The organism is Methyloversatilis sp. S146-33, from assembly GCF_059552495.1.
On sequence record NZ_JCANOT010000014.1, the window covers coordinates 1 to 19,197 of the forward strand.

The 19,197-nt window shown below is 67.0% G+C and carries 20 protein-coding genes; 10 read left to right on the plus strand and 10 right to left on the minus strand.

The window, feature by feature from the left end; genetic code table 11:
• Positions 1-289 precede the first annotated feature (289 nt).
• The 5 genes from cynS to AC51BJ_RS02470 form a co-directional block, all read right to left on the minus strand.
• Positions 290-733 (minus strand): cyanase, encoded by a 444-nt coding sequence (gene cynS / locus AC51BJ_RS02450; protein WP_341421663.1) that lies wholly within the window; start codon positions 731-733, stop codon positions 290-292.
• A 23-nt stretch (positions 734-756) separates the two neighbouring features.
• Positions 757-1,620: an ABC transporter ATP-binding protein gene (locus tag AC51BJ_RS02455; RefSeq protein ID WP_496279225.1), complete on the minus strand. Its 864-nt coding sequence runs from the start codon at positions 1,618-1,620 to the stop codon at positions 757-759.
• Between the two features lie 131 nt (positions 1,621-1,751).
• Complete coding sequence (gene ntrB, locus AC51BJ_RS02460) at positions 1,752-2,600, minus strand: nitrate ABC transporter permease (RefSeq protein ID WP_430433592.1); 849 nt, start codon at positions 2,598-2,600, stop codon at positions 1,752-1,754.
• A complete protein-coding gene (locus AC51BJ_RS02465; protein WP_496279226.1) occupies positions 2,597-3,958 on the minus strand; it encodes a CmpA/NrtA family ABC transporter substrate-binding protein in 1,362 nt (453 codons plus the stop codon). The genes ntrB and AC51BJ_RS02465 overlap by 4 nt, the downstream gene beginning before the upstream one ends.
• A 27-nt stretch (positions 3,959-3,985) precedes the next feature.
• The gene (locus AC51BJ_RS02470; RefSeq protein WP_496279227.1) at positions 3,986-4,696 is read right to left on the minus strand and encodes a DJ-1/PfpI family protein; all 711 of its coding nucleotides are present in this window, start codon (positions 4,694-4,696) and stop codon (positions 3,986-3,988) included.
• A 232-nt stretch (positions 4,697-4,928) separates the two neighbouring features.
• On the opposite strand from AC51BJ_RS02470, the gene AC51BJ_RS02475 reads away from it, so the two are divergent.
• Positions 4,929-5,600, plus strand: coding sequence for a PEP-CTERM sorting domain-containing protein (locus AC51BJ_RS02475; protein ID WP_496279275.1), 672 nt, complete (start codon positions 4,929-4,931; stop codon positions 5,598-5,600).
• Between the two features lie 546 nt (positions 5,601-6,146).
• Here AC51BJ_RS02475 and AC51BJ_RS02480 read toward each other — a convergent pair.
• The 5 genes from AC51BJ_RS02480 to AC51BJ_RS02500 form a co-directional block, all read right to left on the minus strand.
• On the minus strand, positions 6,147-6,911 hold the full coding sequence (locus tag AC51BJ_RS02480; protein WP_496279228.1) for a TIGR01458 family HAD-type hydrolase: 765 nt from the start codon (positions 6,909-6,911) through the stop codon (positions 6,147-6,149).
• A gap of 123 nt (positions 6,912-7,034) precedes the next feature.
• Positions 7,035-7,676 (minus strand): response regulator, encoded by a 642-nt coding sequence (locus AC51BJ_RS02485; protein WP_496279229.1) that lies wholly within the window; start codon positions 7,674-7,676, stop codon positions 7,035-7,037.
• Entirely contained in the window at positions 7,673-8,836 is a 1,164-nt protein-coding gene (locus AC51BJ_RS02490) for a sensor histidine kinase (RefSeq protein WP_496279230.1), read from the minus strand. Before AC51BJ_RS02490 ends, AC51BJ_RS02485 begins: the two co-directional genes overlap by 4 nt.
• A 138-nt stretch (positions 8,837-8,974) precedes the next feature.
• Positions 8,975-10,381: a sigma-54-dependent transcriptional regulator gene (locus tag AC51BJ_RS02495; RefSeq protein WP_496279231.1), complete on the minus strand. Its 1,407-nt coding sequence runs from the start codon at positions 10,379-10,381 to the stop codon at positions 8,975-8,977.
• Positions 10,378-11,805 (minus strand): sensor histidine kinase, encoded by a 1,428-nt coding sequence (locus AC51BJ_RS02500; protein WP_496279232.1) that lies wholly within the window; start codon positions 11,803-11,805, stop codon positions 10,378-10,380. The genes AC51BJ_RS02495 and AC51BJ_RS02500 overlap by 4 nt, the downstream gene beginning before the upstream one ends.
• 433 nt (positions 11,806-12,238) lie before the next feature.
• Between AC51BJ_RS02500 and ccmA the strand changes: the two genes are divergently transcribed.
• The 9 genes from ccmA (at position 12,239) to ccmI (ending at position 18,998) form a co-directional block, all read left to right on the plus strand.
• A complete protein-coding gene (gene ccmA, locus AC51BJ_RS02505; RefSeq protein WP_304005957.1) occupies positions 12,239-12,889 on the plus strand; it encodes a cytochrome c biogenesis heme-transporting ATPase CcmA in 651 nt (216 codons plus the stop codon).
• Positions 12,883-13,551 (plus strand): heme exporter protein CcmB, encoded by a 669-nt coding sequence (gene ccmB / locus AC51BJ_RS02510; protein ID WP_430433602.1) that lies wholly within the window; start codon positions 12,883-12,885, stop codon positions 13,549-13,551. Before ccmA ends, ccmB begins: the two co-directional genes overlap by 7 nt.
• Before the next feature lie 116 nt (positions 13,552-13,667).
• Positions 13,668-14,456 carry a heme ABC transporter permease CcmC gene (gene ccmC / locus AC51BJ_RS02515; protein ID WP_304009625.1) on the plus strand — a complete coding sequence of 263 codons (789 nt, stop codon included), beginning with the start codon at positions 13,668-13,670 and terminating at the stop codon, positions 14,454-14,456.
• A complete protein-coding gene (ccmD, locus tag AC51BJ_RS02520; protein WP_020164241.1) occupies positions 14,453-14,650 on the plus strand; it encodes a heme exporter protein CcmD in 198 nt (65 codons plus the stop codon). Before ccmC ends, ccmD begins: the two co-directional genes overlap by 4 nt.
• Positions 14,647-15,093 (plus strand): cytochrome c maturation protein CcmE, encoded by a 447-nt coding sequence (gene ccmE / locus AC51BJ_RS02525; protein WP_304009624.1) that lies wholly within the window; start codon positions 14,647-14,649, stop codon positions 15,091-15,093. The genes ccmD and ccmE overlap by 4 nt, the downstream gene beginning before the upstream one ends.
• 63 nt (positions 15,094-15,156) lie before the next feature.
• Positions 15,157-17,160 (plus strand): heme lyase CcmF/NrfE family subunit, encoded by a 2,004-nt coding sequence (locus tag AC51BJ_RS02530; protein ID WP_496279233.1) that lies wholly within the window; start codon positions 15,157-15,159, stop codon positions 17,158-17,160.
• Positions 17,157-17,684, plus strand: coding sequence for a DsbE family thiol:disulfide interchange protein (locus AC51BJ_RS02535; protein ID WP_496279234.1), 528 nt, complete (start codon positions 17,157-17,159; stop codon positions 17,682-17,684). The genes AC51BJ_RS02530 and AC51BJ_RS02535 overlap by 4 nt, the downstream gene beginning before the upstream one ends.
• A 1-nt stretch (position 17,685) precedes the next feature.
• Positions 17,686-18,159: a cytochrome c-type biogenesis protein gene (locus AC51BJ_RS02540; RefSeq protein WP_496279235.1), complete on the plus strand. Its 474-nt coding sequence runs from the start codon at positions 17,686-17,688 to the stop codon at positions 18,157-18,159.
• Positions 18,156-18,998 carry a c-type cytochrome biogenesis protein CcmI gene (ccmI, locus tag AC51BJ_RS02545; RefSeq protein WP_496279236.1) on the plus strand — a complete coding sequence of 281 codons (843 nt, stop codon included), beginning with the start codon at positions 18,156-18,158 and terminating at the stop codon, positions 18,996-18,998. The genes AC51BJ_RS02540 and ccmI overlap by 4 nt, the downstream gene beginning before the upstream one ends.
• The last annotated feature ends 199 nt before the right edge of the window (positions 18,999-19,197 follow it).

Below are 19,197 nucleotides of genomic sequence, written 5' to 3' on the forward strand. Positions count from 1 at the left end.
ACCTGAGCCGAATGCTGAGCCTGATGCGACCGGCTGCCGTGTAGAACGGATAGATGCGTCCGCTGCCTGGCGAGCAGCGGGATGCGAGGGTTAGAGAGTCCTGAGTCACACGCCACGGCGCACTTCCGGTGCCGGAAAAAATGATCGGAAGGACATGCTCCGGAAGGATTCACGGGTTTCTCACCAGCCTGCTAATGGGAAAAAAGGAGGCCGCATGCCCTGGCGGGATCATGCGGCCTCAATATGACCAGCGCGTGCCGCGCCGGTCAAGCACTTCACATCAGGTGTCTTAGTACGTCTTGTACGGCAGGAACTTCCCGCTCATCGTAATGCTGACGCGGTCGCCAGCGGGATTGGCTTCTCGCGCCAGATCCATCTTGAAGTCGATCGCGCTCATGATGCCGTCGCCGAATTCTTCATGGATGAGTGCCTTGAAGGTGGTGCCGTACACGTTGATCAGTTCGTAGAAGCGGTAGATCAGCGGGTCGGTGGGCACGGCGGTGGGCAGAGAGCCCTTGTAGGGCACGACCTGGAGCTGGGTGACGGCTTCGGCCGGGAGGTCGAGCATTTCGCCGATGGTTTTGGCCTGTTCGGCGGTGAAGGTCATCTGGCCGAGGAGGCCGGCGGTGACCCATTCCTTGCTGAGGCCGATGGCCTTGGCGAGGTCGGCCCACTTGAGGCCCTTGGCAACCTTGCGTTCGACGATGAGATCGGTGACGTCTTCGCGTTTCATGTGAGTCTCCTTTGAGGTGGTGTTCAGGCGGGTTGGCTGGATTGGCCGGGGTGGACGAGAGGCGGGTTCTTCGCATCCCAGCCGTGGCCGGGCTGAAATTCGCGCGAGCGCTTCACCAGGAAATCGACCAGGTGATTGCGCAGCGTGTAGAAGGCGGGCTGCTGGTGCAGGGTTTCGCGCACGCGCGGCCGGGCCAGCGGATTGACGACGATTTCGGCGATCTTGGCGCGCGGGCCGTTGGTCATCAGCACGATGCGGTCGGCCAGCAGGATGGCTTCGTCGACGTCGTGAGTGATCATGAACACGGTCTGCTGCGTGGCTTCGACGATGCCGATCAGTTCGTCCTGGATGCTGCCGCGGGTGAGCGCGTCGAGCGCGCCGAAGGGCTCGTCCAGCAGCAGCATCTTCGGTTCGATCGAGAAGGCGCGGGCGATGCCGACGCGCTGCTTCATGCCGCCGGACAGCTCGGCCGGCTTCTTGTCCAGCGCGTGGCCGAGGTGCACCAGTTCGAGGTATTTCACCGCGTGCTCGCGCACCTGATGCGCCTTCCAGTCCGGATGACGGCTGCGCACGGCGAACTCGACGTTCTTCAGCGCGCTGAGCCAGGGCATCAGCGCGTGGCCCTGGAACACGACGCCGCGGTCGAGCGAGGGGCCGCGCACCTCGCGGCCGTCCATGATGACGTGGCCGGCCGTGGCTTCGTCGAGCCCGGCGAGGATGTTCAGGATGGTGGTCTTGCCGCAGCCGGAGTGGCCGAGCACGCAGACGAACTGGCCGCGCTCGATGCCGAAATGCACGTCTTCGAACACCGGCGCGGGGTCGGGGTTGCCCGGCTGCGGAAACTGCCGTTTCAGGCCCTCGACCTTGAGGAAGGGTTGGGTGCTCATTGTGATGGGGCCTTTTTTCTCTGCGGACGACCCGGACGAGGGCAGCGATGCGGCATCCAACGGGTCGCGGGTCTGCGTCTTCAGGGGGACGACGGGGGCGAGGGCTGCGCTCATGCTCATTTCCTCCAGGCTCATTCGCGCCACGAAATCGCGCGCGCCACCCAGGCCAGCAGGTGATCGAGCAGCATGCCCACCAGGCCGATCAGCAGGATGGCGGTGATGATGTTGGTGATCGACAGGTTGTTCCACTCGTTCCAGACGAAGTAGCCGATGCCGGTGCCGCCCACCAGCATTTCCGCGGCGACGATGACCAGCCAGGCGATGCCGATGGAAATGCGCATGCCGGTGAGGATGGTCGGTGCGGCCGCCGGCAGGATGACCTGGAAGGCCTTGCGCAGCGGGCTCACTTCCAGCGTGCGCGCCACGTTCAGCCACTCGCGCCGTACCGATGCGACGCCGAAGGCGGTGTTCACCAGCATCGGCCACAGCGAGCAGATGAAGATGACGAAGATGGCGGAAATGCCCGAATCCTTGATCGTGTAGAGCGCGAGCGGCATCCAGGCCAGCGGCGAGATCGGCTTCAGGATCTGGATGAAGGGGTCGAGCGCCTTGTAGATCAGCGGCGACATGCCGATCACGAAGCCCAGCGGGATCGCCACCAGCGCCGCCAGCAGGTAGCCACCGAGCACGCGGGCGATCGAGTAGGCGATCTGGATGCCCAGCCCCTTATCGTTGGTGCCGCGGTCGTAGAAGGGGTCGCTCAGGTGTTCCCAGATCTTGGCCGCGACCTCGCCCGGGCCGGGCATGGCGGACTGTCCGCCGGCCTGGGCCTGGGCGCCCATCAGCGCCGCGTACTCCGGGTCCATCGCCGGAGCGGCGGCACCGCCGCCGGCCGACGCGGTGGTCGCCAGATACCAGGCGCCGACGAAGAGCGCGAAGAACAGCGCCGACAGCAGCGGCGCCAGCCATGCTTTTCTCATGCCGTCACCTTCCGGATCTTGAAGCTGTTCAGGTATTCCTCTGGCTTGGCCGGGTCGAATTCCTTCTTCATGACCGAGAACTTCTTGGTCGTCGTGCTCGGCACCGGCAGGCCGACTTCCTTCATCAGCGCGGCGGCGTCGGTGGCGAGGAACACCTCCTTGGCGATCTTCTGGTAGTCGATATCGCCCTTGATCTGACCCCAGCGCTTCATCTGCGTCAGGATCCAGATGGCGAAGGACTCCCACGGGAAGGGCTCGAAGCCGATGCGGCCCGGCACTTTCTGCACGCCGCCCAGACCGTCGGCGTAGGTGCCGGTGAGCACCTGCTCGACCACCGTGACCGGCTGGTTCAGGTAGTTGGCGGGCGCGATCGCCTCGGCGATCTGCTTGCGGTTGGCCGGATTGCTGGCGGTCGCGGTGGCCGTGATGATGGCGCGCAGCAGGGCCTTGTAGGTGTTCGGCATCGTCGTGACGAACTCCTTGCTGGCGGCGAAGGCGCAGCAGGGGTGGCCTTCCCAGATGTCCTTGGTGAGGGTGTGGATGAAGCCCACGCCGTCATACACGGCGCGCTGGTTCACCGGGTCGGGTGCGAGGAAGCCGTCGATGTTGCCGGCGCGCAGGTTGGCCACCATTTCCGGCGGCGGCACCGAACGGATCTGCACGTCGGTGTCGGGGTCGATGCCGTGCTCCGCGAGGTAGTAGCGCAGCAGGTAGTTGTGCATCGAATAGTCGAAGGGCACCGCGAACTTGAAGCCCTTCCAGGCCTTCGGGTCGCGCTTGTCCTTGTGCTTGACCGAAAGCGTGATCGCCTGGCCGTTGATGTTCTCGACCGCCGGCATGGTCCACGGGATGGGGTTCGAGCCGGCGCCGATCGAGATCGCCAGCGGCATCGGCGACAGCATGTGCGCGGCGTCGTATTCCTTGGCCAGCGACTTGTCGCGGATGACCGCCCAGCCGGCGGTCTTCACCACTTCGACGTCCAGACCCTGCTTCGAGTAGTAGCCCAGCGGGTGCGCCATGATGATGGGCGTGGCGCAGGTGATCGGGATGAAGCCCACCTTGAGCTTGGTCTTTTCCAGCGGACCGGGCGAGGCGAAAGCGTCCTTTACCGTGCCCAGCGGCAGGAAGGTCGAGATCGCCGCCATCGCCGTGCTGGCGCCGACCGCGCGGATGAAGTTGCGCCGCGTTTCGTCGTGCGGGAACAGCGCGCGCATCACCGCGCCTTCGACCACGCGGTCCAGCATCGCCTCTTCGGACAGCGCTTCGGCCTGGTCGTGTTCAGCCTGGCTGTGATGGCGGCCGCAGGCGCAGCCATTCAGTTTCACGTTGGGGTCGAAGGGGTTGCGGAAGGTGCTCATTGCGGGACTCTCCTTGTTCTGGAAACTTCAGTGGGCGAAGCAGGGGACCGGATTCGGGGCGTACTCGATGTCGTGCGCGTAGGTGTCGTAGGCGGCGCTGTATTCCATGCAGCGCGCCACGTCGCGGATGAAGCCCTCGTCGTAGCCGGCGCGGCGCAGCAGGTGGAAACCCAGCTCCATGCCGGAGGCAATGCCGCCGGCGGTGACGATGCGGCCGGCATCGACGACGCGGGCGTGCGAAATGCGGCAGGCCGGCGCGATCTCGGCCAGACGGTCGATCGGCAGCTTGCCCAGGTGCGAAGCCTCGACCCGGTCCGGCTCCTTGCGGTTGGTCGCCGGAATGCCGTCGAGCAGGCCCATGCGGCCGTAGATCCACGAGCCGGTGCACACGCTGGTAAGCAGGCAGCTGGCGGGCAGGGCGTCGATGAATTCGTGCAGCCGGCTGTTCCAGGTTTCCTGCCGCGTGCCGGCGCCGCCGGGAATCAGGAAGGCATCCATCGCCGGACGGTCGGCGAAGCTGTAGTTGGGCAGCACGGTGAAACCCGCCTGCGCCTGCACCGGCCGCTGCGCGTCGGCGATCAGGAACACCTCCAGTTCCGGGTCGAAGCGCCGCGCCACCGAAAACACGCCGTGCGGTGCGGTGAAGTCGACGATCTCGGCGTCCTTGAAGACGTAGATGCCGAGCCTGAAGCCGCGCTTGCGCTGCGATCCCACCGTGTAGATCTCCCGTGCGTTCATGGGACGAATGCTAGGGAGCGGGGTGGGGGGCGGGTATCACTACGGATGTGATTGTCGTGTAGTGCGGGCACTACACGGCCGGACGGACACCTGCGCGCTTGCAGGGCGACTGTCGCGATGCTTTACACCGGACCGGTGGTCGTTGACGAAAACGCTTTGTGCTCAAACGTTTGGCACGCGAGGGCCGAATCTTGCTTGGGTCGCCGCCGTATCGATCCAACAGGAGTGTTTGATGGGCTTTCACCGTATTCCGACTGTTTTCGCCATGCTGGGTCTGAGCGCGTTGCTGGCGTCCGCGCCTGCTGTCGCGACCGACGTGCTGCTCGATTTCTCCGGCAACATCTGCGGCGATGCCTCCAATGCGGCCTGCACGAACGGCGCCGGCATCGGCCAGGGCTATGGCGACGTGGCCGGCTTGCTCGACGTGTCGCATCGTTCCTTCGTGGCCGCCACCGGTACCACCTTCAACAGCAGCCTTTTTTACTGGTCGACGTCCTACTCCGACCTCGTGGATGTGGCTTGGGGCGGCAGCAACCCGGACACCCACAGCGCCGAATTCGTGTTCACGCCGGGCGCCGGCTACGCAGTCACGCTGAACTCGATGGATTTCGGCGATTACCTGAACCGCAACGACGGCTCGTCGGCCGTCGTACTCGACCTGCTCACCGGCCAGACCCTGTGGAGCGCGGGCGCCTTCGACGCTGGCGTGATGCGACTGTCCTTCATGCCTGGCGTGTCGAGCGCTAACGGCCTCGTGCTGCGCTTCGGCCCGGACAGCTACAACACCGGCATCGACAATATTTCGCTGACCGTCACCGCGGTCCCCGAACCGGGCACCTGGACGATGCTCGTCGCGGGACTGGGCGTGATTGGCGCGCTGCGTCGCCGGCGGGAGACGGTCTGACCCTCCTGCGGTTCCGGGACAGCTCTCTGTGGGAAGGGTCTTCTGATCCCGACAGCGAACTGTATCGAGGCCGGCGGCCCCGCATCAGCCGTGTCGCGGCCAAGGCCGCTCCCACAAGAATCGCGCTCTATCCGTGGCCGGAGCAGCGGGCTGTGGGAGGGGTCTTCTGACCCCGACAGCGGCCTGGATCGAAGCCCGCGGACCGCAACGGCCGCGTCGCGGCCAAGGCCGCTCCCACAGGGATCGCGACCTATCCGTAGCCGGGGCCGGGGTTTCTGTGGGAAGGGTCTTCTGACCCCGACAGCGGCCTGTACCGAAGCCCGCGGACCGCAACGGCCGCATCGCGGCCAAGGCCGCTCCCACAGGGATCGCGCCCTATTCGTGGCTGGAGCCGGGGTTTCTGTGGGAGGGGTCTTCTGACCCCGACAACGACCTGGATCGAAGCCCGCGGACCGCAACGGCCGCGTCGCGGCCAAGGCCGATCCCACAAGGATCGAGCTCTATCCGTGACCGGAGCCGCAGTTCTCTGAGCGGGTCCTCCGGTCCCTACAACAGGCGTTCGGCAAACCGCGCGAAGTCGTCGTCGATCGCCGCGGGCCGGATGTCCGGGTTCTGTTCGTCGGCGGGGCTGTACTTCCCTGTGCGCACCAGCACGCCGGCGATGCCTGCTGCTTGTGCGCCGCCGATGTCGTCGCGCAGGTCGTCGCCGATCATGATGGCTTCGTCGGCGCTTACGCCGGCGGTGTCGAGGGCGGCCTGGAAGAAGGGGGCGGCGGGCTTGCCAGCGACTTCGGCCTGCACGCCGGTGCTGTATTCCAGCCCGGCGACGAAGGCGCCCATGTCGATCGACAGGCCGTCCTCTTCCTTGAAGTGACGGTTGCGCGCCATCGCGATGAAGGGCAGGTCGCGCATGACGAGGCGGAAGGCGGTGTTGAGTTGCGCGTAGTCGAAGCAGTGGCCGGCGTCGCCGAGCACCACCGCATCGGGTTCCGCGGCGTCGGGCCCGACTTCGTCGCGCAGGTCGGGATGCACGATCCAATGCGGATGCAGGCCGCGGCTGCGCACCAGATTCATTGTCGCGCCGGGCGCGGTCAGTAGTTCGTCGTCGCGCACGTCCAGCCCCAGGGCCTGCATCTTCGCCACCAGCGTGCGCCGCGGCGTGCGGGTGGTGTTGGTCAGGAACACGAGCTTGAAGCCGGCGCTGCGCAGTCGCGCCAGCGCTTCGATGGAACCGGGGATCACTTCGTCGCCGACGTGCAGCACGCCGGCGAGGTCGATCAGCAGGGCTTTCGGGTTTGCGGGCAGAGACATGGCGTTCTCCTTCGTTCGATGCGGCGCGCCATCCCTGTAGGAGCGGTCTTCTGACCGCGACCACAGCGGAGGTCAAGGAGCCTGTGCGTGATCACAGGCTCTGTCGCGGTCGGAAGACCGCTCCTACAGGGCCACCAGCTGATGTCGCGCAGCGAAGCTCACCAGTTCGACCGGGTTCTTGATGTCGAGTTTGTCGAACAGGCGTGCGCGGTATGTGCTGATGGTATTCGCCGACAGCGACAGTTCCCGTGCGATATCACCGACCGTGTGACCGCTGGCGAGCAGCTTCAGCACCTGCATTTCGCGGTTCGACAGACTGTCGAGCGGGCTGGCCGGGGTATCGGCGCGGACGCCGAAGGCGAGGCGTTCGGCCAGCTCCGGGGTGACGAAGAGGTGTCCGCCGGCGACGCGGGCGATGGCGTCGAACAGCTGGTCCGGCGAACAGCCCTTGTTCAGGTAGCCGGCGGCGCCACTCTTCAGTGCGCGCACGCCGAACTGCGATTCCGGGTAGGTCGACAGCATCAGCACGGCGACCTTCGGAAACTCGACGCGCAGCTGCTTCAGCACGTCGAAGCCGTCACGGTCGCTCAGCGCAATGTCGAGCAGCACGACGTCGGCGCCGTCGCCGCGCAGCAGTCGCATCAGGTCGGGCCCGCCCGCTGCTTCGCCGACCACGGCGATGGCCGGGTTCTCGCCGAGGATCTGTGCGATGCCCCGGCGCAGCATCAGGTGATCGTCGACGATGATGACGCGTACCGGCTTCATCGCGTCGACTCCGGTACGCGCAGATGCACGGTGGTGCCGGCGCCCGGCGTGCTGTCGATGCGCAACTCGCCGCCGAGCGCGCGGGCCCGTTCGTACATGCCGAGCAGGCCGAAGGAGGTCGGTTGCGCAGGCACCTGCATGCCGCGGCCGTTGTCGCGGATGCACAGTTCGATCGCGCTGGCCTGGCCGGTCACCTCGACATTCACCTCGCTGGCTTCGGCGTGCCGGGCGACGTTGGTGAGCACTTCCTGCACGATGCGATAGACGGCAATTTCGGCGCTGCGGCCGAGGCGACGTTCGGGTTCCGCATCGTTCAGCGTCAGCGTGCAGCGCAGGCCGCGGCGCGACTGCATTTCCTGCAGCTGCCATTCGATCGCGGCCCACAGCCCGAGGTGGTCGAGCACGCCCGGGCGCAGGTCGGTCAGTATCCGCCGCACCGCGCCCAGCGCCTGCTGGGTGACCGACATCATGTCGTCGAGCTTGCGCTCCAGCGCGCTGTCATGCGCAAGACGGGGGCGCAACCAGTTCAGGTCGAACTGCAGCGCGGTCAGCGAGGCGCCCAGTTCGTCGTGCACCTCGCGCGCGATGTGCGTGCGCTCGTCTTCGCGCACCTGCTGCAGGTGGGCCGACAGCCGCTGCAAGGCGCTGTGCGACTGCTGCAGTCGCGCGTTGGCATCCTGCAGCGCGGCGGTACGCTCGGACACGCGGCGCTCCAGTTCGACCTGGTTGGCACGCAGCACGGCCTCGGCACGCTTGCGTTCGGTGATGTCGGCGAAGGTGACGACGGCGCCGACGATCTGGCCGGCGTCGCGGATCGGGTAGCTGGTGTACTCGGCCGGGAAAGCGCTGCCGTCGCGCCGCCACAGTACTTCGGACTCGATGCGCACGCCGTGGCCTTCCTGGAATGCGCGGAAGATCGGGCACTCATGGACGTCGTAATTGCGTCCGTCGGAATGCGCGTGGTGGATCAGGTAGTGCATGTTGCGGCCGAGCACTTCGTCCGGCTCGAAACCGATCAGCTCGGCGCCGGCGCGGTTGATGAAGATGCAGCGGCCGTTCTGGTCCACGCCATAGATGCCTTCGCCAGCCGACTCGAGCAGCATTTCGAGCTGGTGGCGCCAGGCGGCGTGATGCGAAAGATGGTGGAGATTGGCGAACACGTCGTTGCGTCGGCACAGGGGTGCCGCTGCCTTGCATCAAGCGTGCCACGCCGCCCGCCACGCCGACATCACGGCGCGGCGCGGGTTTGCGCATGGCGCGGCCGACGGGTGCCGGTGCTGCGCCCCGTTGTGGTGCGCTCAGGCCGGCACGTCGCGCACGCGCAGTGCGCCGTCGGCCTCGTCGGCTTCGATCAGGCCCTGTTCCTCGTAGCGGCGCAGCTTGCGCCACAGCGATACGCGGTCGATGCCGAGCAGGCGGGCGGCCAGCGCGCGGTTGCCGCCTACGCCGGCCAGTACGTCGAGGATGTGGTTACGCTCGACCGCCTCCAGCGTGCGTACCTCGTTGCTGCCACGCGCGCCGGCTGCCGCGCCATGCGTGCCCAGGCCCGGCGGCAGATCCTCCTCGGCCAGCATGGTGCCGCCGGCCAGCGCCACGCCGCGCTCGATGATGTTCTCCAGCTCGCGCACATTGCCCGGGTAATCGTAGGCGCACAGCTTCTGCATCGCCGGCGGCGCGATGGCGGTGACCTTCTTGCCCATGACCTGTGCCGCGCGGCGCACGAACTGCTGGGCCAGCAGCGGGATGTCGTCGCGCCGGTCGCGCAGCGGCGGCAACTGCAGCGTCACCACATTGAGGCGGAAGTAGATGTCCTGTCTGAACTGGCCGGCTTCGACCGCGGCGCGCGGCTCGCGGTTGGTGGCAGCGAGGAAGCGGACGTCGGCGCGCACCGGCTCGGTACCGCCGACGCGCAGGTACTCGCGCTCCTGCAGCAGGCGCAGCAGCTTCACCTGCATCGCTGCCGACATTTCGGTCACCTCGTCGAGGAAGAGCGTGCCGCCCTGGGCCGCCTCGACCAGACCGCCGCGCGACTGCTGGGCGCCGGTGTAGGCACCTTTCTCGTGGCCGAACAGTTCGTTGGCCAGCAGTTCCTCGTTCAGCGCGCCGCAGTTGATCGCGACGAAGGGGCCGCTGGCGCGCCGGCTGTGCGCATGCACGTGGCGGGCGAGCAGTTCCTTGCCGGTGCCGGTCTCGCCGACGATGAGCACGTTGCAGTCGGTGGGCGCCACACCGCGCGCGATGTCGAGGATGGCGCGCATGCCTTCGTCGCGCGTGATGATGCGTTCGTCGGCGGCGTGCTCGACCAGCTGGCGCAGGCGCTGGTTCTCGGCACGCAGCTGCGCCTTGTCGGCGGCCTCGCGCACCAGCTTGCGCACTTCGCCGAGACGGAAGGGCTTGGATACGTAATAGAAGGCGCCCGTGCGCATCGCCTCGACCGCCGATTCGGTGGTGGCGAAGCCGGTCACCACCAGCACCTCCATCGCCGGCCAGGCCTCGCGTGCGCGACGCAGCAGTTCGAGCCCGTCCATGCCGGGCATCTTGACGTCGGTCAGCAGCACCTCGTAATCGTTCTGGCGCAGCAGCGCCAGCGCGGCGTCGCCGTTGTCGGCGGTGGTGACGTCGAGGCCGTCGCGGCGCAACGCGGTGGCCAGGCCCTCGCGCGCGACCGCTTCGTCGTCGACCAGCAGGACATGTGCAGTGCTCATGCTTTCTCCTCCGCCGGTATCCAGAGCGTGACGCAGGTCCCGCCGTCCGGTTCGTTGTGTATGCCTGCCTTGCCGCCGTGTTCGGCGGCGATTTCATGCACCACGAAAAGCCCGAGCCCCGAGCCCTTGCCGACCGGTTTCGTGGTGAAGAAGGGGTCGAACACGCGCGGCAGGTTGCGCGGTTCGATGCCGGGGCCGTTGTCGCACACCGAAATCTCGGTGCCGCCGTCACGCGCGCTGCCGCGCACCGTGATGTGTGGTGCGATGCCTGCCTCGACGCAGGCTTCGAGCGCGTTGCGGATCAGGTTCAGCAGGGCCTGCTGAATGCGCTGGCCGTCGGCGTGGATATGCAGTTCGGGCTCGATCTGCAGCGTCACCGCGTCGGCCGCATCGGGACGCTCGGCGCGCAGCAGCGCGACGGTTTCCTCGACCAGCGGCCGCAGCGGCTGCCGAACCAGCGCGAAGCGGCTGTCGCGTGCGAAGTCGAGCAGGGTGCGCACGATGCGCTGCGCGCGCTGCACCTGGTCGTCGATCTGCTCGACGAACCCATTGATCTGCGCCGGGTCGCACACGTCGCGCTCTTCCAGAAGCAGCTGCGCGTTCAGCGAAATGTTCGAAAGCGGGTTGTTCAGCTCGTGCGCGACGCCGGACAGCATGGTGCCGAGCGAGGCAAGCCGCGCCGTGCGCAGTACCGCGAGTTGACGCTCTTCGAGGTCGCCGAGTGCGCGGTTGAAGGCGGCGACCAGGGCGGCGATCTCGTCGTCGCGGTCGCGCGGCGTCAGGCGCGCGAGATTGCCGGTGCCGATGCGCGCCAGATCGCTTTCGACCTCGCGCAGCGGTGCCACAACGCGTCGCGTCACCAGTTGGCCGATCACCAGCACCAGCGCGACGGCGGCGATCATGATCGTGTACAGCTGCGATTCCTGGCCGGACAGCGCGCGCCGCATTGCCTCGCGCGCCTGATCGGACAGACGTTCGCTCTCTTCGAAGGCCTGCTTGCCGACCTCGGTCATGCGCTCTTCCAGTGGCGAAATCGGATCGGTCGGGCGGATGCGGCGCTGCAGCCGGTCGTCGAGCAGGTCGCGCCAGTCGTGCAGCGACTGTTCGAGCTCCTCCAGCGCAAAGCCGGGCGCGGCGCGCTGCATCAGCGCGCGGTCGCGGGCGATCAGCGTGAGCGCCTCTTCCGCCTTGCCGACCGCGGATTTGAGCTCGGACGGCTTGCGGAACAGCAGGTAGTTCTTTTCCAGCCGCCGCGCTTCACGTACCACGTCGTGCATGCGCGTGACGTGGTGTTCGTCGTCGACGCGCGACAGCAGCAGGCGTACCTGTTCGAGGGCGGCAAACACCAGCAGCACGAACAACGCGCCGAGAACGATGTAGCCGAGCAGGATCTTGCCGTGCAGGGAACGGGGCAGCAGTTTCATGAATTGCATGCTGCAACGTCGCGTTGCGAATTTCAACAGCGACCACATGTGCGCAAGCGCCTGTTTCATGTGGACTTTCGGCGGGCGGTCGCAGGGGCGAGCGTGCACGCGCTGCAAGTTGCAACGAGTGCTGGCGGTCCATACGAGGGGTGGGTTGTATAGCATAAATAAATCAATGCTTTGCGTTTTTCGCTAGAGGTGGCACAGCGCCTGCTAGGAAATCCGTGCCAGCCTCGCAGTGACGATTTTGAAGGCTCCTCGGGTCGTTGCTGCGGCGAGGCTTGCAATGGGGAGGCCGGTCGACCTAGCGGACAGCACCGGTTCTTTTGGCGGCTCGCGAGCAATCGCGAGCCGTTTTTCTTTGCGTCGCACGTCGCCTGGCGGATTCGGCGATAATTCGCCGCCTTTCACCGCCCCGCACCCCGCCTCCCGCATGGCCGATCCCGCTGTTCCGCTGATTTCTACGCACGCACTGGCCTGCACGCGCGGCTCGGCACGTCTGTTCGCCGGGCTGGACCTGGCCGTCGGTGAGGGCGAGCTGCTGCACGTGGCGGGCGCCAACGGCAGCGGCAAGACCAGTCTGCTGCGCATCCTGTGCGGGCTGTCGGAAGCCGAATCGGGCGAGTTGCGCTGGTGCGGGCAGCCGGCGGGCAAGGTGAAGGACGAGTGGCGCGCCGGTCTGCTCTATCTCGGTCACCGCAACGCGGTGAAGGACGACTTCACGCCGCTGGAGAACCTGCGTGCCAGCGCCGCCATCGCCGGTGAAGCGATGGACGAGGACACGGCGCTGCGCGCGCTGGTCGATATCGGCCTCGGCGCCCGCCTCGACGTGCCGGCGCGCAGCCTGTCGCAGGGGCAGCGCCGGCGTGTCGCGCTCGCGCGTCTGCTGTGCGGCACGCGCGCCCGGCTGTGGATACTGGACGAGCCTTTCACTGCGCTCGACGTGCGTGCGGTGGCGCAGCTGGCCGAAGCGATGGCGGCGCACATCCGCCGCGGCGGCGCCGTCATCTACACCACGCACCAGCCGGTGGACATCGACGTGCCGCGCCGCGCGCTGCTCAATCTGGACGATTACTCATGCTGAGCGTGTTCGCCGCCGTGCTGCGTCGCGACCTGCTGCTGGCCTGGCGCCGTCGTTCCGACGTGCTGACCGCGCTCGGTTTCTTCCTGCTGGTGACCAGCCTGTTTCCGCTCGGCGTCGGGCCGGAACCGGACCAGCTTTCGCACATCGCGGCCGGCGTGATGTGGGTCGCGGCACTGCTCGCCACGCTGCTGTCGGTCAGCCGGCTGTTCGAAGCGGACGAGGCGGACGGAACCCTCGAGCAGATGCTGTTGTCCGTGGAGCCGCTGGCAATCATCGTGCTGGCCAAGGTGTGCGCCTACTGGCTGCTGACCGGATTGCCGCTGGTGCTGATCGCTCCGCTGATCGCGCTGCAGTTCAGCCTGACGCCGGACGAAACGCTCATCGTCTGCGCGACGCTGCTGATCGGCACGCCGACGCTGTCGCTGCTCGGCGCAGTCGGCGCGTCGCTGACGCTGGGGCTGCGCGGCGGTGGAGCGCTGATCGCGCTGCTGGTGCTGCCGCTGTACGTGCCGGTGCTCATTTTCGGCGCTGGTGCGGTGGACGCCTGGCGCGCCGGTCTGGGCATCGATGCGCACCTGGCGCTGCTCGGTGCCTGCCTGCTGGTGGCGCTGGCCGTGGCGCCGCTGGCGAGCGCGGCCGCATTGCGCATCGCCCAAGATTGATAGGGGGCCAAACCGCACTCGGTTAAACTTGCGGTTTTGCCGTCGGCCCCCGCCGAGACACGCGCGTTGTATCTGCGCACACCGAGTAATCAGAACCTGGGCTAGCCGCTTCGTTGATGTCCGAATCACAGTCTTCCGCCGCGCGCGCGCCGTCGTCCGGCTTCAACTTCTTCCACTACGCCAGCCCGCAGACCTTCTTCCCGCTCGCCGGCAAGCTGCTGTGGCCGAGCTGGATCGCCGCCGTCCTGCTGACGCTGGCCGGCCTCTATATCGGCTTCTTCGTCGCACCGACCGATGCCACCCAGGGCGACAGCTACCGCATCATCTTCATCCATGTGCCGGCCGCCTGGATGTCCATGGTGGTCTATCTGGCGATGGCCTTCTGGTGCGCGGTCGGGCTGGTGTTCAACACGCGTCTGTCCTTCATGATGTCGTCGGCGCTGGCGCCGACCGGCGCGATGTGGGCCTTCGTCGCGCTGTGGACCGGGGCGCTGTGGGGCAAGCCGACCTGGGGCACCTACTGGGTGTGGGACGCACGGCTCACCTCCGAACTGATCCTGTTCTTCCTCTACTGCGGCTACATGGCGCTGCAGGCGGCCATCGACGACCCGCGCCGGGCCGATCGCGCCGGTGCGCTGATCGCCATCGTCGGCGCGGTGAACGTGCCCATCATCTATTTTTCGGTGAAATGGTGGAACACGCTGCATCAGGGCGCGTCTGTAAGCCTGACGGCCGCACCGACCATGGCCACTACCATGCTGACCGGCATGCTGGTGATGGCCCTGGCGGCCTGGGCCTACACGATAGGCGCGGCGCTGGTGCGCGTGCGCGCCATCATGATCGAACGCGAGCGGAACACCGACTGGGTGCGCCAGCTCGCCAGCAACGGAGACAGCAAGACATGAATTGGGAAAGCGCCAGCCATTTCTGGGCGATGGGCGGCTACGGCTTCTTCGTGTGGGGTTCCTACGGCGTGACCGCTGCGGTCATTGCAGCCGAGCTGTTCGCGCTGTCCCGCCGCATGAAGAAGGCGCGTGCGCAGGCCCGGCGCGACGTCGCGCTCGAGCGCATCGACGCCGACAAGCGGGGCCGCGCATGAAACCCCGCCACAAACGTTTTGCACTGGTCGCCGCCGGCATCGCGCTGCTGGTCGGCGCGGTCACGCTGGTGCTGAACACCTTCAGCGACAACATGGTGTTCTTCTTCAGCCCGACCCAGGTGGCGGCGAAGGAAGCGCCGCAGGGCCGAACCTTCCGCATCGGCGGCATGGTTCAGGACGGCAGCCTGGAGCGCGGCGCCGACGGTACGTCGGTCCGTTTCGTCGTCACCGACACCGCCAACACCATCACCGTCACCTACAAGGGCGCACTGCCGGACCTGTTCAAGGAAGGCAAGGGCGTGGTCGCCCAGGGCAAGCTCGGCGAGGACGGCGTATTCGCCGCCAGCGAGGTGCTGGCCAAGCACGACGAGAACTACATGCCGCCTGAAGCCGCGCACGCGCTGGAACAGGCGAAGAAGGCGCAGAGCACGGTCGTTCAGTAAGTCGCATCCACTCCGCTCCGGCGTCTTGGCCCGGAGCGCCACGTTTCACGGGCAGGAGCCATCATGTTTCCCGAACTGGGCAATTTTTCGCTGTCGATCGCGCTGGCGCTGTCGGTGCTGCTGGGCGTCGTTCCGCTGGTCGGTGCGCAGCGCGGCGACGCGCGGCTGATGGCGGTCGCGCGACCGCTGACGCAGGGCGTATTCGTATTCGTCGCCTTCGCCCTGTTCTGTCAGATCCAGTCCTTTGTGCTGAACGACTTTTCGGTACTGAACGTCGCCACCAATTCGAATTCGACGCTGCCGCTCGAATACCGCGTCGCCGCAGCCTGGGGCAGTCACGAGGGGTCACTGCTGCTGTGGACCTTCATGCTTGCGCTGTGGGCGCTGGCGGTCAGCGTGTTCTCGCGCCGTCTGCCGCCCGAAATGGTGGCGCGCGTGCTGGCCGTGCTGGGCTGGGTCGGCGTCGGCTTCCTCGCCTTCATGCTGGCCAGCTCCAACCCCTTCGACCGCCTGCTGCCGGCCGCCGCCGATGGCCGCGACCTGAATCCGCTGCTGCAGGACCCGGGCATGATCTTCCACCCGCCCATGCTCTACATGGGCTACGTCGGCTTCTCGGTCGCCTTCGCTTTCGCCATCGCGGCGCTGATCGGCGGCCGCCTCGACGCCGCCTGGGCGCGCTGGTCGCGGCCATGGACCACGGTGGCCTGGATGTTCCTGACGCTGGGCATCGCGCTCGGCAGCTACTGGGCCTATTACGAACTGGGCTGGGGCGGCTGGTGGTTCTGGGACCCGGTCGAGAACGCCTCCTTCATGCCCTGGCTGGTCGGCACCGCGCTCATCCATTCGCTGGCGGTGACCGAAAAGCGCGGCGCCTTCAAGAGCTGGACCGTGCTGCTGGCCATCGCCGCCTTCTCGCTGTCGCTGCTCGGCACTTTCCTCGTGCGTTCGGGCGTGCTGACCTCGGTCCACGCCTTCGCGACCGATCCGGAGCGCGGTGTGTTCATCCTGGCGCTGCTGGTGTTCGTGATCGGCGGCTCTCTGCTGCTGTTCGCGATCCGCGCGCCGTCGGTCGGGCTGGGCGGCGGCTTCGCGCTGCTGTCGCGTGAAACCTCGCTGCTCGCCAACAACGTGCTGCTAGCGGTGGCCACTTCGGCGGTGCTGCTAGGCACGCTGTACCCTCTTTTTCTCGACGCGCTGGGCATGGGCAAGATTTCGGTCGGCGCGCCTTACTTCGACGCCGTCTTCGTGCCGCTGATGACGCCGGTGCTGTTCCTGATGGCCATCGGGCCCTTCGTGCGCTGGAAGAAGGACGAGGCGCCGGGGCTGGTGGCGCGCCTGCGCTGGGCCTTCGCGGTGAGCGTCGCCGCCACGCTGGCGACCATGGTGGTGACCGGGCACTACACGGCGATGCTGGGCCTCGGTGCCTTCACCGTCGTGTGGATCGTCGCCACCAGCGTGCAGCATCTGGTCGAACGACTGCGCGGGCGCAACGGCGACGGCAGCTGGCTGGCCCGCGCCCGCGCGCTGCCCGGCGGCTGGTGGGGCATGTGGCTGGCCCACCTGGGTGTGGCGGTGAGCATCGTCGGCATCACGCTGGTCAAGGGCTTCGAACAGAATGCCGACCTCAAGATGGCACCGGGCCAGACGGCGACGTTGGCCGGCTACACCTTCAAGTTCCATGGCGCCTTCGAGCACGACGGCCCCAACTACGACGCCGCCCGCGGCCGCATCGAAGTGACGCGCGACGGCAGGCCGGTGGCGATGATGCACCCGGAAAAGCGCATGTACCGGGTGTCGCAGATGCCGATGACCGAAGCCGCTATCGATTCCGGTTTCACCCGCGACGTCTATGTGTCGATGGGCGAGCCGCTGCCCGACGGCAACGCCTGGATCGTCCGCATCTTCTACAAACCCTTCGTGAACTGGATCTGGGTTGGCGCGCTGATCATGGCGCTGGGTGGCATCATCGCCGCCGCCGATCGCCGTTACCGCAAGCTTGCCCAGCGTGACGCGAAACAGGGCGCGCGCGATGGCGTGGCGCCGCCGGTACGGGAGCAGCACGCATGAAGCGCTATCTCTGGCCGCTGGGCCTTTTCCTGGTGCTGGCGGGCTTCCTGTTCGCCGGCCTCTACCTGAACCCGCGCGAGGTGCCCAGCCCGCTGATCGGCAAGGCTGTGCCGGCCTTCTCCATTCCGCAGCTGGCGGCACCCGAGAAGACCTTCTCGCCGGCCGACATGAAGGGCAAGGTGTGGCTGGTGAATGTGTGGGCGTCGTGGTGCGTGTCCTGTCGCCAGGAGCATCCGCTGCTGGTCGAGCTGGCAAAGACCGGGCTGGTGCCGATGGTCGGCCTGCACTACAAGGATGAGCGCGAGGCCGGCATGAAGTGGCTGGCCGAACACGGTGATCCCTATCTGCTGTCGGCGCACGACCGCGACGGCCGCGTGGCCATCGATTTCGGCGTCTATGGCACGCCGGAAACCTTCATCGTCGACAAGACCGGCGTCATCCGCTACAAGCACACCGGCCCGCTGACGCCGCAACTGCTGCGCGACGACATCCTGCCGCGCGTCAAGCAGCTCGAGGCGTCCTGACATGCGCAGTCTGATCGTGTTGCTGGCAGCGCTGATGCTGCCGATGTCCGCGCTGCACGCTGACGAAGCGAAACCGCTGGCCGACGACCCGGCCGTCGAGGCGCGCGTGCAGAAGCTGGGCGAGGAACTGCGCTGCCTGGTCTGCCAGAACCAGAATATTGCCGACTCGCACGCCGACCTGGCGATGGACCTGAAGAAGCAGTTGCGCGAGCAGATCGCCGCCGGCCGCAGCGACGGCGAAATCAAGGACTTCATGGTCGAGCGCTACGGCGATTTCGTGCTCTACCGTCCGCCGCTGAAAGCCACCACCGTACTGCTGTGGGCCGGCCCCTTTGCGCTGCTGCTGATCGTCGTCGTGCTGCTGCTGCGCAGCCTGCGCAGCCGTGCCGAACGTGCCGCAGTTGCCAACACACTGAGCGCCGATGAACACGAGCGCGCCCGCGCGCTGCTCGCCGGCGAGGAGAACAAGGTTTGACCACATTCATGATGGGCGCGGCGGCGATGCTTGCCGTCGCGCTGGCTTTTGTCGTCTTGCCGCTGCTGCGCGGCCGCAGCACTCAACCGGCCGACGCGCAACGCGCGCTGACGCTCGCCATCCACCGGGACGCGCTGGCGGAACTGGACCGTGATCTGGCGGCCGGCCTGATCGACGACGCGCAATACCGCATTTCCTGCGCCGAACTGGAGCGCCGGGTGCTCGACGAGGCCGGTGCTGCAAAGTCGCCTTCAGCGAAGGGCAGCGGCCGCTGGGTGGCGGTGGTATCGGCGCTGATGGTGCCGGTGATCGCTGTTCCTGTGTATCTGGCGCTCGGTCACCCGCAGGCCATCGATGCGCCGCGCAGCAGCCCGCCGCAGGCCGAGGGTGAGGTGACGCCGGAACAGATACAGGCCATGGTCGCGCGACTTGCCGAGCGGATGAAGGCGGAGCCGGACAACGCCGAGGGCTGGTCGATGCTGGCGCGTTCGTACTTCGCGATGGGGCGCTTCGACGAAGCTGCCGACGCCTATTCCAGACTGGTGAAGATCGTCGATGGCGACGCCCAGGTGTGGACCGATTATGCGGACGCGGTCGCCATGAAGCAGGGGCGCAATCTGGCCGGCGAACCGGAGCAGATGCTGAAGAGGGCGCTCGAACTGGACCCGGACAACGTGAAGGCGCTGGCACTGGCCGGTAGTGCAGCGATGCAGCGGGGTGACGCCGCCGCCGCACGTGTGCATTGGGAACGTCTGCTGAAACTGCTGCCGGCGGATTCGCCGTTGATTCAGCCGATCAGGGAAAGCATGGGAGAGGTGCCGCCTGCGCCAGCGAAGTGATGGTAGCGGTTCTGCTTGCATGCACGCGCATGGCGTTGCAGGCGCAGAAATGAAAAAAGCCGGCAGAGCCGGCTTTTTTCATTCTCGCGGGAGAAGAATTACTTCTTCTCTTCAGCCGGAGCGGCCGGGGCGGCAGCGTCAGCCGGAGCGGCCGGAGCAGCAGCGTCAGCCGGGGCAGCAGCCGGAGCCGGTTCAGCGG

Bases quoted from the DNA above. Each gene is read 5' to 3' on its own strand.
- ccmE (WP_304009624.1), top strand. From the start codon at position 14,647: ATGAAACCCCGCCACAAACGTTTTGCACTGGTCGCCGCCGGCATCGCG.
- ccmC (WP_304009625.1), top strand. From the start codon at position 13,668: ATGTCCGAATCACAGTCTTCCGCCGCGCGCGCGCCGTCGTCCGGCTTC.
- AC51BJ_RS02465 (WP_496279226.1), bottom strand. From the start codon at position 3,958: ATGAGCACCTTCCGCAACCCCTTCGACCCCAACGTGAAACTGAATGGC.
- AC51BJ_RS02485 (WP_496279229.1), bottom strand. From the start codon at position 7,676: ATGAAGCCGGTACGCGTCATCATCGTCGACGATCACCTGATGCTGCGC.
- ccmB (WP_430433602.1), top strand. From the start codon at position 12,883: ATGCTGAGCGTGTTCGCCGCCGTGCTGCGTCGCGACCTGCTGCTGGCC.
- AC51BJ_RS02470 (WP_496279227.1), bottom strand. From the start codon at position 4,696: ATGAACGCACGGGAGATCTACACGGTGGGATCGCAGCGCAAGCGCGGC.
- AC51BJ_RS02495 (WP_496279231.1), bottom strand. From the start codon at position 10,381: ATGAGCACTGCACATGTCCTGCTGGTCGACGACGAAGCGGTCGCGCGC.
- ntrB (WP_430433592.1), bottom strand. From the start codon at position 2,600: ATGAGAAAAGCATGGCTGGCGCCGCTGCTGTCGGCGCTGTTCTTCGCG.
- AC51BJ_RS02500 (WP_496279232.1), bottom strand. From the start codon at position 11,805: ATGAAACTGCTGCCCCGTTCCCTGCACGGCAAGATCCTGCTCGGCTAC.
- ccmA (WP_304005957.1), top strand. From the start codon at position 12,239: ATGGCCGATCCCGCTGTTCCGCTGATTTCTACGCACGCACTGGCCTGC.
- AC51BJ_RS02535 (WP_496279234.1), top strand. From the start codon at position 17,157: ATGAAGCGCTATCTCTGGCCGCTGGGCCTTTTCCTGGTGCTGGCGGGC.
- cynS (WP_341421663.1), bottom strand. From the start codon at position 733: ATGAAACGCGAAGACGTCACCGATCTCATCGTCGAACGCAAGGTTGCC.
- AC51BJ_RS02455 (WP_496279225.1), bottom strand. From the start codon at position 1,620: ATGAGCACCCAACCCTTCCTCAAGGTCGAGGGCCTGAAACGGCAGTTT.
- AC51BJ_RS02480 (WP_496279228.1), bottom strand. From the start codon at position 6,911: ATGTCTCTGCCCGCAAACCCGAAAGCCCTGCTGATCGACCTCGCCGGC.
- AC51BJ_RS02530 (WP_496279233.1), top strand. From the start codon at position 15,157: ATGTTTCCCGAACTGGGCAATTTTTCGCTGTCGATCGCGCTGGCGCTG.
- AC51BJ_RS02475 (WP_496279275.1), top strand. From the start codon at position 4,929: ATGGGCTTTCACCGTATTCCGACTGTTTTCGCCATGCTGGGTCTGAGC.
- AC51BJ_RS02540 (WP_496279235.1), top strand. From the start codon at position 17,686: ATGCGCAGTCTGATCGTGTTGCTGGCAGCGCTGATGCTGCCGATGTCC.
- ccmD (WP_020164241.1), top strand. From the start codon at position 14,453: ATGAATTGGGAAAGCGCCAGCCATTTCTGGGCGATGGGCGGCTACGGC.